Origin of the sequence: Nocardia rhamnosiphila NBRC 108938, assembly GCF_000720425.1 — a bacterium.
GTDB lineage: Bacteria > Actinomycetota > Actinomycetes > Mycobacteriales > Mycobacteriaceae > Nocardia > Nocardia rhamnosiphila.
In genome coordinates this window covers 895,802-911,388 of the sequence record NZ_JOAJ01000001.1, presented here as the reverse complement: position 1 = coordinate 911,388, position 15,587 = coordinate 895,802, and the positions used below count along the sequence as shown (strand labels likewise).

The following is a 15,587-nucleotide window of genomic DNA, read 5'->3' as shown; positions in this document are numbered from 1 at the left end:
CACCGACACCTCAGGCGCGGAACACTAGCCCGCCCGACAGGTCATGTCGTGCTCGGGCATGGTGCCGTCCACCAGGTAGCTGGTGACGACGTCGGACGCACAGGGGTTGGCGCCGAGAACATAGACCCCGTGCCCACTCCCGTCGACAGTGACCAAGCGGGACCGCTGACCGAACTTCTCGTCGAGCAGCTCGCCGCCGCGTAGCGGGGTGACCGGGTCGCGCTGGTTCTGCACGATCAGCACATCGGCCGGGCCGGTGTTGTCGATCCGTACCGGAGGCTCGGACGGCCCGAGCTTCCAGTAGGCGCAGGGCATGACGTTCGCGGCGGCCGCGCCGTAGAGCGGGTACCGTTCCCGGTCTTCGGCGACGGCACGGTGGTAGGTCTGGATTTCCTCCGGCCATTCGACATCGTTGCAGGTCACGGCCAGAAAGACCGACCAGGCGTTATCGTTCGGCGAAGGCGCGCCGGTACCTGGCAGGCGGCCGCCCGCAGGCCCGGGACGTCCGGTCTCGAGCAGCGATTTCCAGCTTTCGGCCGCCGGTGCGTACAACGCCGGGCGATAGAGCGTGAAGAAGGTGCCGAACCGGAAGAGGCTGCCGTCCATCCCGTCCACCGGGTTCGCGTCGAGTCGCTCGGCGAGGGTGAAGTACGTCCGCCGCACCTCTTCCGGTGTGCGGCCCAGACCGTAGGTGTCGTGGCGGGCGGCGGCCCATTCAGCGAAGTCGGGGAACGTCTCTTCCATTCCGAGGCCGTACAGACGCATCCCGTCGTGGTCGAGGTAGGTGTCACCGATATTGCTGTCGAGCACGATGCGGTCGGCCTGCTGCGGGAACATCGAGGCGTAGGCCGCGCCCAGCGCGGTACCGTAGGAGTAGCCGAGAAAGCCGGCCTTTTCCTCACCCAGCGCCGCCCGGATCCGGTCCAGGTCCCGGGCCATATTCGCCGTCGACACGTACCGCAACCGGCCCTCGTGGTCGTTGGCCGCGCACTGCTCGGCGACCCCCTGGGCGACCGTGGCCCGCTCGGTGACCGCCGCATCGTTCACCGCATACGGCGGGATATTGCCGAAGTACGCCTGATCATCGGTGAACCCGCAGCTCACCGGCGCCGAATGCCCTACCCCGCGGGTATCCATTCCGATCACGTCATAGCTGTCCAGCACATCGCCGGGCAGCCCCTGAGCAGCCAGGAAATTGGGCTGGTCCAAGCCCGGGCCACCCGGACCACCCGGGTTGAGCAACAACACTCCGCGGCGCTTGTCCGGGTTCTTACTCGCCAGCCGGGAGATCATGATCTCGATCTGCACGCCCTCGGGCTCGCTGTAGTTCAGGGGCACCGGCACGGTGGCGCACTGCAACCGGGCCGGCCCGGCCGCGGGATCTTCGACCCCCTCCGGACATGCGCCCCACTGCACCTGCGCTGCGGGGCCTTCGGCCGGCTCCGCGGCCACGATGGGCGCCCCGACCAGCGCTCCGGTGAGACCGAGCACGGCCAGCAGGCTCAGGCTCGGGGTCCGTTGTCGATTCATATGCTGCTACTCCCCGCCGAAATGGCGCCTACCACGAGCACACCGTCCGCTGGGGCTCGTGTCCGGCTGGTACATGAACGAGTCTGTCGAGCCCGCCCCGCCGGCACATCGCTCCGGCGGCGGCAATCGTGTTCGACGAAAGTCGAGGCGGCGATTCGACCCGAGTCGAGCACACCTCGGCCGCTGGGCTGCTGCTACCGGCCGGTCGGTGTCGCGATAATGGCCGGGTGGATACCGACGGCGCCGCACGACTCGGGGCATGGCAGCAGACCTGGCGGCTGACGGCGGCCGCGATACTCGGTATCCCCTTCTGGTTCTCCGTCGCCATGGCGCTGCCGGCGGGCTGCGCGGCCGATACATGCGTCTGGTTCGTCACCGGTGATCCGCTGATCGCCGTTGCCTGCCTGACGGTGCTGTTGTGGCGGCGGCGGTTCCCGTTCACCGTCGCCCTGGCGGTCGCGATCGCGTCGGCGGCGTCGGCGCTCGCCACCGGTGCCGCGCTGTTGGCACTGTGTTCGCTGTCCACTCGCCGCCGTCCGCTCGAGATCGGGGTGGTCGTGGTGGCGTATGTGTCCGCGGCGCAGTTCACCGAAGACCTCTACCCGATCGACACGCTGCCCGCCCCGATCTGGTTACAACTCGCGATGCCGCTGCTGAGCGCGGGGATCGCGGTGGCGACCGGTGTGGCCATCGACGCCCGTCGCGCCGAAGTGCGATGGCTGCGGGACCGCGCCGACAGCGCGGAACGCGAACAGGCCGCCCGGGCGGCGCAGGCACAGGCCACGGAACGCAATCGGATCGCCCGCGAAATGCACGATGTGCTCGCGCACCGCATCTCGCTGGTCGCGATGCAAGCCGGCGTCCTGGACCACCGCGACGACCTCCCCGCCGCGGAGAAACGCACGCTGATCCGCGGGATCGCCGACGGTTCCCGCCAAGCATTGGAAGAACTCCGCGACGTCCTCGGTGTCCTTCGCGCCGACCCCGACCGCCCCGAACCACCGCAACCCACGCTGGACCGGATCTCGGAGCTGGTGGCCGACGCCCGGTCGTCGGGCCTGGACGTCACACTCGCCAGCACGGTGACCGCCACCCCACCCGATACCGTCGGACGGACCGGCTATCGGGTGATTCAGGAAGGGCTGACCAACGCCGCGAAGCATTCCCCGGCCGCGGAGGTCCACATCACCGTCGACGGGACGCCCGGCGGCGAATTGCACGTCAGCGTCCGCAATTCGGCGGCCGCCACCGCCGTCGCCCGGCCACCGGCCTCGGGCTTCGGTCTCCTCGGCCTCGCCGAACGAATCTCCCTTGCCGGCGGAACACTCGACCACCATCGCACATCCGACAACGGGTACGTTCTCATCGCGCAACTTCCCTGGCCGGAGCACGATCACGAGAAAAGAGCATGAGTGCACAGCGAACAGGAGACGGTGCGCGTTGTCATCGTCGACGACGACCAGCTGGTGCGGATGGCGCTACGACTCGTCATCGACGGCGAGCCGGATCTTACCGTCGTCGCGGAGGCCGCCGACGGGGACACCGCGCTCGAGGTGGTGGCCGAACAGCGGCCGGACGTCGTGCTGATGGATGTGCGGATGCCCGGCCGCGACGGCGTCGAGACCACCCGGTACCTCCGCGCCGTACCGGCCGCGCCGGCGGTACTCATGCTGACCACCTTCGACTCCGACGAGCTGGTGCTCGGTGCCCTACGCGCCGGGGCACTCGGCTTCGTTCTCAAGGACACCCCGCCCGCCCGGATCGCCGACGCGGTACGCACCGTCGCAGCCGGCAACCCCGTGCTGTCCCCCACGGTCACAGCGCGGGTGATCGCCGCGGCCACCGGGCCGGGTTCCACCGAAGCCCGCAGCGCCTCCCGCGACGCCGCGCGGAAACGACTGGCTGCCCTGTCCGAACGCGAACTCGACACCGCGCGAGCCATCGCGGACGGGCTGGCCAACCCGGAGATCGCCGCGCGGTTACAGGTCACCGTCGCCACCGTCAAGGCACACACCGGCAATCTGTTCACCAAGCTGGGCGTCGCCAATCGAGTACAGATCGCGCTATTGGTCCGCGACGCAGAACAATGACCCCGACAGCCGGACACTCGACATCGCCGCCGACGGTATACGGGTGATCCGCGGTGTGGGTATCGAATCCGAGGCCGAACCGGCGTTCAGTCGGTCCGCCCTGCTGCTGTATCCACATCCTGGCCTCCGATCCAGCCCGCTCGATCACCGGTACCCCGATCAATATCTCCTGCGGCGCCGGCGGCGCCTGACCCGGTTGCGCCGGTCCACTGCCTCGGCAGTGGACCGGGACGGTTCTGTCTGTGGGTCCGCTGGGCCGGTCAACGCGTCCGGCGGTAGATGATCGACTGGGCGGCGAGCCGGTCGTTGGCGATTTCCACTGTCGTATCCTTTGTTCGAGCGGGTTCGTGGGTCAGCGACGGTCGAGACCGGACAACCGCCAGGCCAGCTTGTTGCGTACCAGTGCCGTCCGGCCCGCGAGGCGCATGGCGATATTCCGGATCGGGCGCACCGCGGGCGGGACCGTCGCCAGCGAGGTGAGCCGGCCGGCGATCGCGACCACCGACTCCGTCGTGCGCCGCCGGGCCGCGGCGTGCTCGTCGAGCAGGTCCGGTGACTCACCGCGCAGCACCCGGGACAGGGTCGTCGCGGCGGTGACCGCGTCCTCGATCCCCAGATTCATGCCCTGTCCGCCGGCCGGCGAGTGCACATGGGCGGCGTCGCCCGCCAGCAGGATGCGACGGTCCCGGAAACGATCGGCGATACGGTGGTGCACGCGGAAACGTGAACCCCAGACCACTTCCTCGACCACCGCCGGTTGTGCTTGCGGACCACGTTCGTCCAGCAGTCGTTGTACGAAGGCGATGTCGGGCTCGTGCGGCGCCTCGTCCACGGTGGCCACGATCCGGTACATATCGTCCGGCAGCGGTGCCACGACGACGAGCCCGGCCGGGGAGAAGTACAGGATCACCTCGTCCTTCGGGACCCCACCGGAGACCCGCACATCGGCCAGGGTGAACGATTCGGCATAACTGCCGCCGGTGAACCCGATACCGGCCTGTTCGCGCACCGTGCTGTGCAGACCGTCGGCGCCGATCAGATACCGGGCGCGGATCTGCTCTCCGTCGGCGAGGGTGACCGTCACCAGGTCGGCGTCCTGGACCACCGTGGTCACCTCGACGGGGCGCCGCACCGGGACGCCGAGTTCGGTGAGCCGTTGCAGAATGAATTTTTCGGTATCGGCCTGCGAGATCATCAGCGTGTAGGGGTAGGCGGTGGGGAGTCTGTCGAAGGGAACAGCGATCAGCACCTGGTCCCGATCCCGGATGGTGAAGTCGGGAGTGTGCAGACCGCGACCGACCAACGGCCGCGTCACCCCATAGGGCTCCAGCAACTCGAGGGTGTGAGGGTGGACCACCGCCGCTCGGGAGGTGTTCGCCCCTTCGGCCTGGCTGTCGACGATCACGACCTCATGGCCGAGCCGGGTCAGTACGACGGCGGCGGTGAGACCGACCGGGCCCGCGCCGACGATCAGGACATCTGCGATTTCGGTGGTCATCGTTCTACCTGCTCTCCGGATGTCAACACTTGTTGGCATTGAGGTTATGCCGGGCCGCGAACCTTGTCAACAGTCGTTGGCCTACACTTGTTGGCATGAGAAGGACCTCGGAAGAAACGAAGGCGGTCATCCTCACCGCGGCCCGGGAGCGTTTCGCCGCCGACGGGTACGACCGGGCGACGATCCGAGCGATCGCCGCCGATGCCGGAATCGACCCGGCCATGGTGATGCGGTACTACGGCAACAAGGAGCGACTGTTCGCGGCAGCCGCCGAATTCGATCTGGAGTTACCGAATCTGACGGAGGTGCCACTCGACCGGATCGGTCCGGCCCTGGTGGCGCACTTCCTGGATCGCTGGGAGCGCGACGAAACCCTGCTCATCCTGCTGCGGGCCGGGGTCACCAATCCGGCGGCGGCCGACCGCATGCGATCGATCTTCGCGACCCAACTGGGTCCGGTGATCGCGAAGGCCGGCGACGACCCCGGGGAGGCACCCACTCGCGCCGGCCTGGCGGCGTCTCAGATCCTGGGTATGGCGCTGTGCCGTTTCGTCCTCGCGTTTTCGCCGGTGGCCGCCATGACCGGACCCGAGGTGATCGCCTGGCTGGGCCCGACGATCCAGCGCTACCTGACCGGGCCGGTACCGGAGATCGTCCCGGCCCGGTGATCACCGGTCGCGGGCCGGTACCGCGCGCCCGGCCCTATCGGTGCCAGGCCGGCACCGCGCCGGCGACACTGCTGATCCGCGCCTGGTACCGCTCCACGAACGGCAGTACCTGCTGCGCGATCACCTTGTTGTATTCGGCGGGACGCTGCCGCGGATTCGCGTGGCCGGTGCCCCGCGGTTTCACGACCAGCAGATTCCCGTTCACGCCCCCGACCTTGTCGATCAGGACCTGCTGGGTGCGCGCGACATCCACCACCCGGTCCCGGCTCCCATCGTGCGGGCGGATGAAAACGATGGCCGGCCGTGGTTTGCCGTGCGCCGGCTTGGACACCGCACGCAGATCATCGGTCGCGCCGCCCGCCACGATCGCCAGGAACTGGGCCTCGATCAAGCCGTTGCTGGCGGCGTCGGCGTTGAATATCTTGTCGTGCAGCACCTGCCCCACCGCTTTCCGGAAATCCGCGAACCGGATACCCGGGACACCGCTGTGGTCGAGGAAACTCTCCCGGCGCGCATAGGTTTCCACCGCGGTGCGCAATCCCCGGCTCTCCCGGGCGCCGGGAAGCCAGCCCATCCAGCGCACCATGTCCTCACCCAGGCCGCGGCTTTCCGGGCGGACCGCGTCGAGGTCCAGCGGTGTGCAGTCCAGCAGCACACCCACCAATCGGCGGTCGCTGCCGATATGGATGTGCTCGGCGACCTCGAGTGCGATCACCCCGCCCATACTGTGCCCGGCGAGCACGATATTGCGCACCCCCGCCATGGCCGCGGCCCGGACGATCAGGTCGGCGATCACCTCGGTGTCGATACCCCGGTTGTCGTAGCGGATCGCCCAGACCGCGCCCATCTCGCGCAACGCCGGTAGCGCGGCGGCCGTATCGCTGGCATTGAGATTGCCCAGCCCCACCAGGTCCACGACGGCGGTATCGCGCTTACCGGGGTCCGCGGGTGCGGCGATCGGTAACAGCGCGGGCTCGGTCAGCGCGAGGCGTACGCGCTCCGGTTCGACATCGTGCTCCCAGTACTGCGCGAACGCGACCCCGACGATCATCAGCAGTGCGGCTACCCGAAACAACGCCAGTCTGGTGCGGCGCAACGTCTTCCATCCGTGGTCCGGGCGCGTCTCCCGCAACCTGGCCCGGCGACGTTCGTCACTCCAGTCCGCGACGGTGGACGGATGCCATTCGTCCAACGGCGACATCTCTCCACTGTATGTGCACGCGCGCCGGTACTCCGGGTAGCGCGGCGGTGAGAATTACCGCAGCGGCGCGGTATCAGTCCTTGCGGACACCGTCGATCAGCAGCCGCCGGATCGCCTTGTTCAACGCGGCGATGGCCGCCTCGTCCGGATCGCGCAGCCCGTGCGCCACCCCGGCGAGCAGCATCCCGGTCACCGCCCGGGCGGTGTTGATCGTGTCGAGGTCCGCACGCAGATAACCCAGTTCGACGCCGTGGTACAGATATCCGGCGGTGAGCGCGTCCGCGGTGTCCAGCAGCCCGTACAGACGCCTGGTGAGCTCGTCGTCGATACCGGTCGCGTGGAACAGCAGCAGCCGGGCCACGCGCCGATCCTCGAGGAGAATGCGGGTGAGCGCGGCACCGATCCGGTCGATCTGCTCCCGGTACTGGTCCAGGGTGGTCGCGGCATCGGGCGCGTTGTCGGTCCCCAGCGCGTCGATGATCCGGGCCGCCAGATCGTCGATCACATGGTCGATGATGTCGCGCTTGTTGCTGAAGTAGCGGTAGAAGGTGCCGTGGCCGATGCCCAGCTGGGTCGCGATATCGGCGATCCCGGTCGCGTGGTAGCCCTTCTCGGCGAAACAGACGAAGGCGGTATCGATGATCTCCTGGCGCAGCTCGGCTTTACGGCGTTCGACCCGCGTCGATGGCTTCGTCACGCCTCCGATGATATCGTCATCACAAGCGGAATGATGTGTCATTCTGTGATAAAACGTTCAGCGGAACAGCAGGAGGTTCGGCGTGGCACCTCGATACGACGCGGTCGTGGTCGGTGCGGGATTCGGCGGCATGGGGGCGGGTATCCAGCTGGACCGCCTCGGTCTGCACGACTATGTGATCCTCGAACGCGAATCCGATCTCGGCGGCACCTGGCACGTCAACCGCTATCCCGGTCTGGCCGTCGATATCGCCTCGGTGACCTACTCCTATTCCTTCGAACCGAACCCGAACTGGTCGCGGCTGTTCGCGCCGGGTGAGGAGCTGAAGAAGTACGCCGAGCACGTCGCCGACAAATACGGCCTCCGCGAGCGGATGCGTTTCGGCACCGCCGTCGACGGCGCCCGCTGGGACGCCGAGCACCAGTACTGGGTGGTCACCGTCGCCGGCGGCGAAACGCTGACCGCGCGCTATCTGCTGACCGCCACCGGTTTCCTCTCCCAGCCCTACACCCCGCCGTTCCCGGGTATCGACACCTTCGCCGGCAAGATCATCCACACCACGGCCTGGGACGACACCTACGACCTCACCGACCGCCGGGTCGCGATCGTCGGCACCGGCGCCACCAGCGTGCAGCTCGTCCCCGAGGTCGCGGCCCGGGCCCGCGAACTCACCGTGTTCCAGCGCACCCCGATCTGGGTGGTGCCCAAGGTCGATATGCCGATCCCGCCCGCGGTGCAGCGCCTGTTCGCCCGGGTCCCGGTCACCCAGAAGGCCGCGCGACTGGCCAACACCACCGCGCTGGAAGCGCTCATGGTGATCGGCGTCCTGCACTACAAGCAGGCCAAACCCCTGAACAAGGCGGCAGCCCTGCTGGCCAAGGCCCACCTGCGCGCCCAGGTCCGCGACAAGCGGACGCGGGAGCAGCTCACCCCCGACTACGATTTCGGCTGTAAACGCCCGACCTTCTCCAATCGCTACTTCGCGACCTTCAACGAACCGCACGTCCGGTTGGAGACCGGCGGGATCGATCGGATCGAACCGGACGGGATCGTCACCGCCGCGGGTACGAAGACCGAGATCGACACCCTGGTGCTGGCCACCGGATTCAACCTCTGGGATGTGAACTTCCCGGCGATCGAGATCATCGGCCGCGACGGAGTGGACCTCGGTAAATTCTGGCGGGACAACCGCTTCCAGGCCTATGAGGGCATCACCGTGCCGAAGTTCCCGAATTTTCTCAGCCTCAACAGCCCGTACTCCTACAGCGGCCTGTCCTACTTCACCACCATCGAGGCACAGATGAAACATATGGCCAGGCTCTTCGGGGAACTGGCCCGCCGCGGTGAGACCACCTTCGAGGTCAGCGCCCGCGCCAACACCGAATTCCTGGACCGGGTCACCGGCAAGCTCGCTTCCTCGGTGTTCTACGGCGGCGACTGCGCCACCGCCCGCAGCTACTACTTCAACCAGCACGGCGAGGCGGCACTGCTCCGCCCGACCAGTACGGTCAACGCCCATCGCGAGGCAGTGCGGTTTCCCTTGGAGGACTATCTGTACGGCCGGGTCGGCTGACCCGGTCCACCATCCCGGGTGCCCGGCTGCACGGGTGAGCAACACATCGTCGCCCCATGGCCGAGACCGCCACGCGTTACTCGGCGGCCGGCCGCCAACAACAGACCACCCGCCGCAGGCTCGCGCTCGATACGGTTTCGGCGGCTTTCGGGTCGGCGGCCGGGCCCGCTTCGAGACCGAGGTTTCGGCCTGCTGGGCGAAGGCTTCCGACGGGAAGTGCCGAGGTCCACGGAAATATCACTCTGACTGCGCTCACACCGTCAGCCCGCGGCGTTCGTGGTAGCGCTGCTCGAATTCTTCGACGAATGTCGTCGGGGCGATCGACGAGGACGAGTGCTCGAGCACGCCGTCGTCGGCGATGTAGAAGATCGCCCGGCCGATCGCGATCTCCCCGCGGGGTACCGGCACGTACACCATCCAGCCGCAGCTGAACCGGTCGGCCACCAGTTGGTCGAGCGGGTAACCGGTGGTGTCCAGGCCCCGGCTCTCGATGTACCCGCGCACCCGGAAAACGGCCTCTTCGTCCGACATCCGCGGCGGTGGCGAGGCCACGACGCCCGCGAGACCGAGCTGGTACATGGCGCCGTCGATATCGAACTGTTCCTCGTCGAAGAGAGCGAGCAGGGTTTCGCGGGTCACGACCCCGATCTCGGCGGCCGAGACCAGCGCCCCGGCGGCGGCGCGGTGCTGCGCGGTCGGCGGCTGCGCGGCCAGTCCGGCGAGAATGCCGGCCACGGTATCGCCCGTCCACACTCCGGGCACCGCGGTCGCGCAGGCCTCCGCGGACGGCGATTCGCCGCGATACCAGCGCCCACCCTCCCACCAGTAGACGAATGACAGCAGGCCGGTGGCCGAGCGCGGGTTGAGTACCGGGTCGGCGATCCATTCGGGCGCGCCCGCGAAGAAGCGCGGCATCGGGGCGCCATCGTTGTATGCGGCGTCCAGATCGGGCGCCTCCCAGACCCCACCGGAGAGCACCGCCCGTCCGCCCGGCAGCGTGTACAGCGTCGAACCACCGCGGCGGGAACTCTCGAACCACCCCATGCCGGGCAGCACCCGCGGCCCCCAGTCGGAACCGGCTGCGACGAAGCCCGCGGAGATACACGCCCACCGGGCCCACATCGCCGGGAAGTCCGGGAATTCGTTCTCGGCCATCGTCGGCCATACTTTGGCGGCGCGGTCCGCGCGCGCGTCCTGCGCGGCGTCCTGGGGTGTGCGCATCTGCCGCTCGGCGTGCCCGATGTAGGCGGCCAGCCAGACCGGCAGCGATTCCCGGGGGAATTCGTCCAGGTCCGCACGGTAGGCATCGGGCTCGAAGAGCTGACCGTCCGGAAACGGCTCGTCACCGAAGTCGTAATCGACCTCGAACTCCCCCTCGGCGCTCAGCTGCAGCAGCAGGCGCCACCACGGCTCCCCGTCCAGTTCGGCGACCAGTGCCCGGTGTTCGCGGACCTTGTCGAGGACCGGCCCGGCCGGCTCGGTGCGCATCGAACGTTCCCGGCCGGAGTAGACCACCTCGGCGAAGGTCGTGGTGGTGGTGAGCGCGAAAACGGCGTCGAGTTGCCGCCACTCGACGGGACCCGCTTCGCCCAGTGCGGTGGCGATCTCCCACGCGAGAGCGCGCTCACGGCCTTCGACCTCGGCGGGATCGGCGTCTGCAGTGGACTCGCCGGGCTCACCGCTCAGCGGTAGCCGGGAATCGATCTCCGGTTTCTCGTCCCCGGCGCCCTCCGGGGAGCCCTTGCTCTGATCGCTCACTGCTTACTTCCGCCGGTCTTCCTTGTCCGCACCGTCACCAACTACCGAAATTTTTTCATGACAACAGTAAATTTTCGTCCCAACAACGGGAAGAGCGGTCGATATCCGAGCTGGGCCGCAACCGGCCGTGCCCTGCCGCTCACCCTCACTCCCGACCGCCGCTCACCTGCCGCTCCCCGAGCGGTTACCGACCGCGGTAATACCACATGCACCGGGCAGGAACACCGTGAATCACGGCAGCGGCCGCTGTGACGGCTCCAGTGGTATCCGGGTTTCCTTATGAGTTCGCGCAGAATCCCTTGTCCCCCTTCAGCAAGATCACACTTTTCGCCCGCGGACGTCGTATCGTTGCTCGTCGAGCCGAACTCGGATGCGGTCACAAGCCGGAGCAGACGTTCGTTCGAGCGATGGATCCCGCCACGCGGATCGTCGCCGCGGTACACCTGTACGACAGCGACCGGAGCCGTTCGCTGCACCACCGCGCATCTCCTCACGGTGCAGGCCGTCGCGGCATCACGAATGCCGGGCCGGCGCCGGTCGATTCCAGCTGTCCGAAAGAAGAACGTGTCCAGAGTTTCCACCCGCATCCTGGTCCTGCTGTTGACCCTCGTCTCGGTCGGGATTCTCGGCGGTGGCGCCAGCGCCGAACCGCTCTACCCGCAACCGGACCCGGACCCCTTCTACACCGCACCCCCCGAACTCGCCGAACTGCAGCCCGGCGAGGTGGTGCGCACCCGCAAGATCGATACCGGTATGTACGTGGGCACCGAAGGCTGGCAGGTAGCCTTCCGGTCCACCAACTCCCTCGGTAATCCGATCATGGGTGTGACCACGGTGCTGCTGCCCGCCGGCGTGAAGAACCCACCGCTGGTCTCCTATCAGGCGCTGATCAATTCGCTGGGCACCCGATGCAATCCGTCGCGGTCGCTGTTCAACGGTGAACTACAGGACGCCGTCGGCGCGATGCTGCCGATCGGGCGCGGCTGGGCCATCTCGGTGCCCGACTACCTGGGACCGAATGTCGCCTATGCCGCCGGACGGCTCAGTGGAATGGTCACCCTCGACAGTGTCCGCGCCGTCCAGCGGGCCGCCGAACTCGGCCTCGCCGACTCCCCCGTCGCCCTGGCCGGTTACTCCGGGGGCGGTCTGGCCACCGGATGGGCCGCGGCCCTGCAACCCTCGTACGCGCCCGAACTGAAGATCGCCGGCATCGCCGCGGGCGGTATCCCCGCCGATCTGGAGCAGATGGCGCTGGGCCTCGGTTTCGCCCCGCATCCGGGTTTCGGCCTGGCCTTCGCCGCGGCCATGGGTCTGGAGCGGGAGTACCCGGACCGGCTGCCGATCTCGGACCAGCTCAACGAGAACGGGCTGTGGTTCCGGGAGTTCACCCATGACGCCTGCCGGCGGTTCCTGCTGTTCCACGGCGCTTTCCGCAGTGCGGAGCAGATGGCCGCGTCGAAGAGTCTGATGGACAGCCCCGAAGCGCACCAGGTCCTGCGGGAGAACAGCCTGCGCTATTTCGACGGGGTGCCGACCACGCCGACCTATCTGTGGCATGGACGCTACGACGAGCTCACCCCGTACGACGGGGTGGCCGAGTTCGCCGACCGCTCCTGCCGCGCGGGCGCGCCGGTGAAACTGACCACCTACGACATCGCCGAGCATATGACCGCCGCCGCCGCGGGGTTCGCCGACGCCTGGAACTTCGTGGAGGCCAGGTTTCGCGGTGAACCGATGGCCAAGGGCTGCTGAGCAGCGACCACGCCGGTGTTATGCGGCCTGTCCGGTGAACTTCACCGGACAGGCCGCACCGGTGTCCGGGGCGCCGGCGGTGGGATACCGCCGGTTCAGTCGTCGGTTTCGCGTTCCACCAGCCGCGGATGATCGGGGTGGCCGGCGATCGAATACTGCGTCGCGAGCCGGCGTAATCCGGCCAGATCCGTCCGATCGGCCATCACCCCGGTGTCGAGATCGAGAATGAAGTGCCCGGGCCGCACGAACCGCGCCGAACGGCCGAGATCGCCGTCGGGGTGCTCGACGGTGACGACCCCCGATACCGCGGTGATCCGGCCGTCCTGGTCGTACTCGATCTGTACGCGCAACGGGTCCCCCTCAGACAGGTATCGGCTCGGACCAGGCTATGTAGAAGTAGTAGTAGACCGGTTCTCCCGCGCCGTCGTTGTGTATTTCGAAATGGGTTTCGTCGTGCCCGCCGCGATAATGCGTGATGTTGCGGACCGCGATCTCGGCGCCGCCGTCGCAATAGGCGGTGAAGAGGTAGAGCCGGTTCTCCCGGCCCCAATCGCCGCCGGCCGTCCACCAGTGGTCGGTTTCCCCCGGTGCCAGCGGACCACCGAAATTACAGAACGAACCGAGCCAGTTCAGTGGCACAACCTGGACCATCAGGCCTCCCTGGAAAGATCGGCGAAGAAGCCGTCACATCACCCGGGCGGAATTTCGAGGTCGAACCGGTTCGTGGCCATTATCACCCACCCGGGCGGCGACTGTCACGGGTGGAAAACGCGGCTCATAGATCGGGGCGGTACTCCGCGGCGTGCTCCCGCAGCGACCGTATCGCCACCTCCACCGCGTGCCGGGCATTGCGGCTGCCGTGCAGGGCGACACCGTGCTCTCCGGGTTGCAAGGGTTCGAGGGCGGCGAGTTGGGAATCCAGCAGTGCGGCCGGCATGAAATGCCCGGTCCGGCCGGTTATCCGTGCCAGTAGTTCCGCACGGTCGGCGGTCAGGAGCAGGAAGTAGGTACCGGGCGCCCCTGCCCTCAGCAGGTCGCGATAGCGGCGTTTGAGCGCCGAGCAGGCCATGACGCCGCCGGTCCCCTCGGCGGCGCGTGCCCGCAGCCACTCGCCGACCTCGGCGAGCCACGGCTCCCGGTCGCTGTCGTCGAGCGGGAGCCCGGACGCCATCTTGTCGATATTGGCCCGGGGGTGGAGATCGTCCGCGTCGGCGAAGGGCACCCCGAGTCGCAGGGCCAGCAGCCGGGCCGTGGTGGTCTTTCCGGTCCCCGAAACCCCCATCACCACGACGCACGGTGCGCGGGATACGGGGTGTTGCGTCGATTCCACGACCGTCATCGATTCCTGTCGATCCCGGGCGGCCCGAGTGAACCCGCCGGGTACTCCTCCAGCGGGACGAGGTCGCGCGCCCACCCGGACAGTACCGGTTCCAGCACCCGCCATGCCTCTTCCGCCTCGTCGGCGCGAAGGGACAGCGCGGGATCACCTCGCAGGACATTCAGCAGGAGTGTGCCGTAGGCGGGCAGTTCCGGCGGCTCGATCCGTGCGGTGAGGGTGAGCGGCGCGAGGGTGTCGACGCTGGTCCCGACCGCGTTCAGCGCGAGGGTGAGGCTTTCGGGGTCCAGGCCGAAGCGCAGGACATTGGGCGCCGTCGTGCCGTCGTGACCGAACGGCATGGCGGGTACGGGACGAAAATGGACGGCCACCTCTTTGCGGTCCTGCGCGAGCGCCTTCCCGGTGCGCAAGACGAACGAGGTACCCGACCATCGCCAGTTGTCGATGGCCAATGCGATCTCGGCGAAGGTTTCGATCCGCCGTTGCGGCTCCACCCCGACTTCGTCGACATAGGACGGCACCGCCCGCTGCCCGACGGTCCCCGCGCCGTATCGTCCCCGCCTGGTGCGGGCCGGGATATCGGCGTCGGCCAGGGGACGCACCGACCTCAGCACATCGACCTTGCGATCGCGCAGATCACGTTCGGAGAGACTGATCGGGGGTTCCATCGCCACCAGGCACAGCAACTGCAAGAGATGGTTCTGCACCATATCCTTGAGCGCGCCCACCCCGTCGTAGTATCCAGCACGATCCTCGAGGGTGAGTGTTTCGTCCCAGACGATCTCGACTTTCGCGATATGCGCGCTGTTCCAGATCGATTCCAGGACGCGATTGGACAGCCGGCTTCCCAGCAGGTTCTGCACCGTGGTCATCGCCAGGAAGTGATCCACCCGGAAGATCGCCTGCTCGGGCAGCAGATCCGCGAGTAACCGGTTCAGTTCCCGCGCGCTCGCCAGATCCTCACCGAAGGGTTTCTCCAGCACGATCCGGCTACCGGCGGGCAGCTTCGCGGCGTGCAGGGTCTGGATGGCGGCCGGGAACAGGGCAGGCGCCAGTGCCAGATACACGGCGACCGGTGCGTCGCCGTGCACCGTCTGTGCGACATCGACGGCATTGCGGATATCGGCGCGGCGATGGCGGGCCGCGGCGACGATCGCCTGCCGCGCCTCCGGCGGTGTCTCGCCGGCGTGCCGATCGAGCTGGTCGCGAGCCCAGTCACCGAATCGCCGGTCGTCCCATTCCTTCCGATCGACACAGACCAGATCGAAATCGTCGTCGATACATCCGGCCGTGCGCAGCGCGGCCAGCGCCGGCAACAGGTATCGGCCGGCCAGATCGCCGGTGCCGCCGAAGATCACCAGCCGGTCGATCACCGGGCCACCTCCGCGCGGTTCCGGTCGCCACGAACAGCGGGGGGACCGTCCCGCCGCGGGCCCTTCGGCCGGGCCGGGCGTCGCCGGTGCATCATCGAGATCTGCATTCTT

The 15,587-nt window shown here is 68.0% G+C and carries 14 protein-coding genes; 5 read left to right on the top strand and 9 right to left on the bottom strand.

All coding sequences use genetic code 11. The features are described from left to right. Positions 1-24: 24 nt before the first annotated feature. Positions 25-1,530, bottom strand: a complete 1,506-nt coding sequence (locus tag IG75_RS0104280; protein WP_030519824.1) for an alpha/beta hydrolase — start codon at positions 1,528-1,530, stop codon at positions 25-27. A gap of 227 nt (positions 1,531-1,757) precedes the next feature. Between IG75_RS0104280 and IG75_RS0104275 the strand changes: the two genes are divergently transcribed. Together IG75_RS0104275 and IG75_RS0104270 are read left to right on the top strand one after the other, a co-directional pair. Beyond that, the gene (locus IG75_RS0104275; RefSeq protein ID WP_030519823.1) at positions 1,758-2,942 is read left to right on the top strand and encodes a sensor histidine kinase; all 1,185 of its coding nucleotides are present in this window, start codon (positions 1,758-1,760) and stop codon (positions 2,940-2,942) included. After that, positions 2,943-3,620, top strand: coding sequence for a response regulator (locus IG75_RS0104270; RefSeq protein ID WP_030519822.1), 678 nt, complete (start codon positions 2,943-2,945; stop codon positions 3,618-3,620). Between the two features lie 352 nt (positions 3,621-3,972). On the opposite strand, the gene IG75_RS0104260 is transcribed toward IG75_RS0104270, so the two are convergent. Next, a complete protein-coding gene (locus IG75_RS0104260) occupies positions 3,973-5,118 on the bottom strand; it encodes an FAD-dependent oxidoreductase (RefSeq protein WP_030519820.1) in 1,146 nt (381 codons plus the stop codon). A 95-nt stretch (positions 5,119-5,213) separates the two neighbouring features. On the opposite strand from IG75_RS0104260, the gene IG75_RS0104255 reads away from it, so the two are divergent. Continuing rightward, entirely contained in the window at positions 5,214-5,786 is a 573-nt protein-coding gene (locus tag IG75_RS0104255; RefSeq protein WP_030519819.1) for a TetR/AcrR family transcriptional regulator, read from the top strand. A gap of 34 nt (positions 5,787-5,820) precedes the next feature. Here IG75_RS0104255 and IG75_RS0104250 read toward each other — a convergent pair whose 3' ends face one another. Both IG75_RS0104250 and IG75_RS0104245 read right to left on the bottom strand, forming a co-directional pair. Beyond that, positions 5,821-6,987, bottom strand: coding sequence for an alpha/beta fold hydrolase (locus tag IG75_RS0104250; protein WP_030519818.1), 1,167 nt, complete (start codon positions 6,985-6,987; stop codon positions 5,821-5,823). Between the two features lie 73 nt (positions 6,988-7,060). Then, positions 7,061-7,726: a TetR/AcrR family transcriptional regulator gene (locus tag IG75_RS0104245; RefSeq protein WP_051714191.1), complete on the bottom strand. Its 666-nt coding sequence runs from the start codon at positions 7,724-7,726 to the stop codon at positions 7,061-7,063. Between the two features lie 40 nt (positions 7,727-7,766). Here IG75_RS0104245 and IG75_RS0104240 point away from each other — a divergent pair, with 40 nt between their 5' ends. Further along, entirely contained in the window at positions 7,767-9,257 is a 1,491-nt protein-coding gene (locus IG75_RS0104240) for a flavin-containing monooxygenase (RefSeq protein WP_030519816.1), read from the top strand. Between the two features lie 252 nt (positions 9,258-9,509). Here IG75_RS0104240 and IG75_RS0104235 read toward each other — a convergent pair whose 3' ends face one another. Next, positions 9,510-11,015 carry a hypothetical protein gene (locus IG75_RS0104235; protein ID WP_245713092.1) on the bottom strand — a complete coding sequence of 502 codons (1,506 nt, stop codon included), beginning with the start codon at positions 11,013-11,015 and terminating at the stop codon, positions 9,510-9,512. A gap of 564 nt (positions 11,016-11,579) precedes the next feature. On the opposite strand from IG75_RS0104235, the gene IG75_RS0104230 reads away from it, so the two are divergent. Next, positions 11,580-12,767: a lipase family protein gene (locus IG75_RS0104230; protein ID WP_245713093.1), complete on the top strand. Its 1,188-nt coding sequence runs from the start codon at positions 11,580-11,582 to the stop codon at positions 12,765-12,767. A gap of 95 nt (positions 12,768-12,862) precedes the next feature. Here IG75_RS0104230 and IG75_RS0104225 read toward each other — a convergent pair whose 3' ends face one another. From IG75_RS0104225 to IG75_RS0104210, 4 genes are all read right to left on the bottom strand, one after another. Continuing rightward, on the bottom strand, positions 12,863-13,117 hold the full coding sequence (locus tag IG75_RS0104225) for a hypothetical protein (RefSeq protein ID WP_030519813.1): 255 nt from the start codon (positions 13,115-13,117) through the stop codon (positions 12,863-12,865). A gap of 10 nt (positions 13,118-13,127) precedes the next feature. After that, entirely contained in the window at positions 13,128-13,418 is a 291-nt protein-coding gene (locus IG75_RS0104220) for a hypothetical protein (RefSeq protein WP_030519812.1), read from the bottom strand. Positions 13,419-13,542: 124 nt separating this feature from the next. After that, the gene (locus IG75_RS0104215; protein WP_030519811.1) at positions 13,543-14,106 is read right to left on the bottom strand and encodes a gluconokinase; all 564 of its coding nucleotides are present in this window, start codon (positions 14,104-14,106) and stop codon (positions 13,543-13,545) included. After that, positions 14,103-15,476 (bottom strand): glucose-6-phosphate dehydrogenase, encoded by a 1,374-nt coding sequence (locus IG75_RS0104210; protein ID WP_030519810.1) that lies wholly within the window; start codon positions 15,474-15,476, stop codon positions 14,103-14,105. Before IG75_RS0104210 ends, IG75_RS0104215 begins: the two co-directional genes overlap by 4 nt. Positions 15,477-15,587 lie beyond the last annotated feature (111 nt).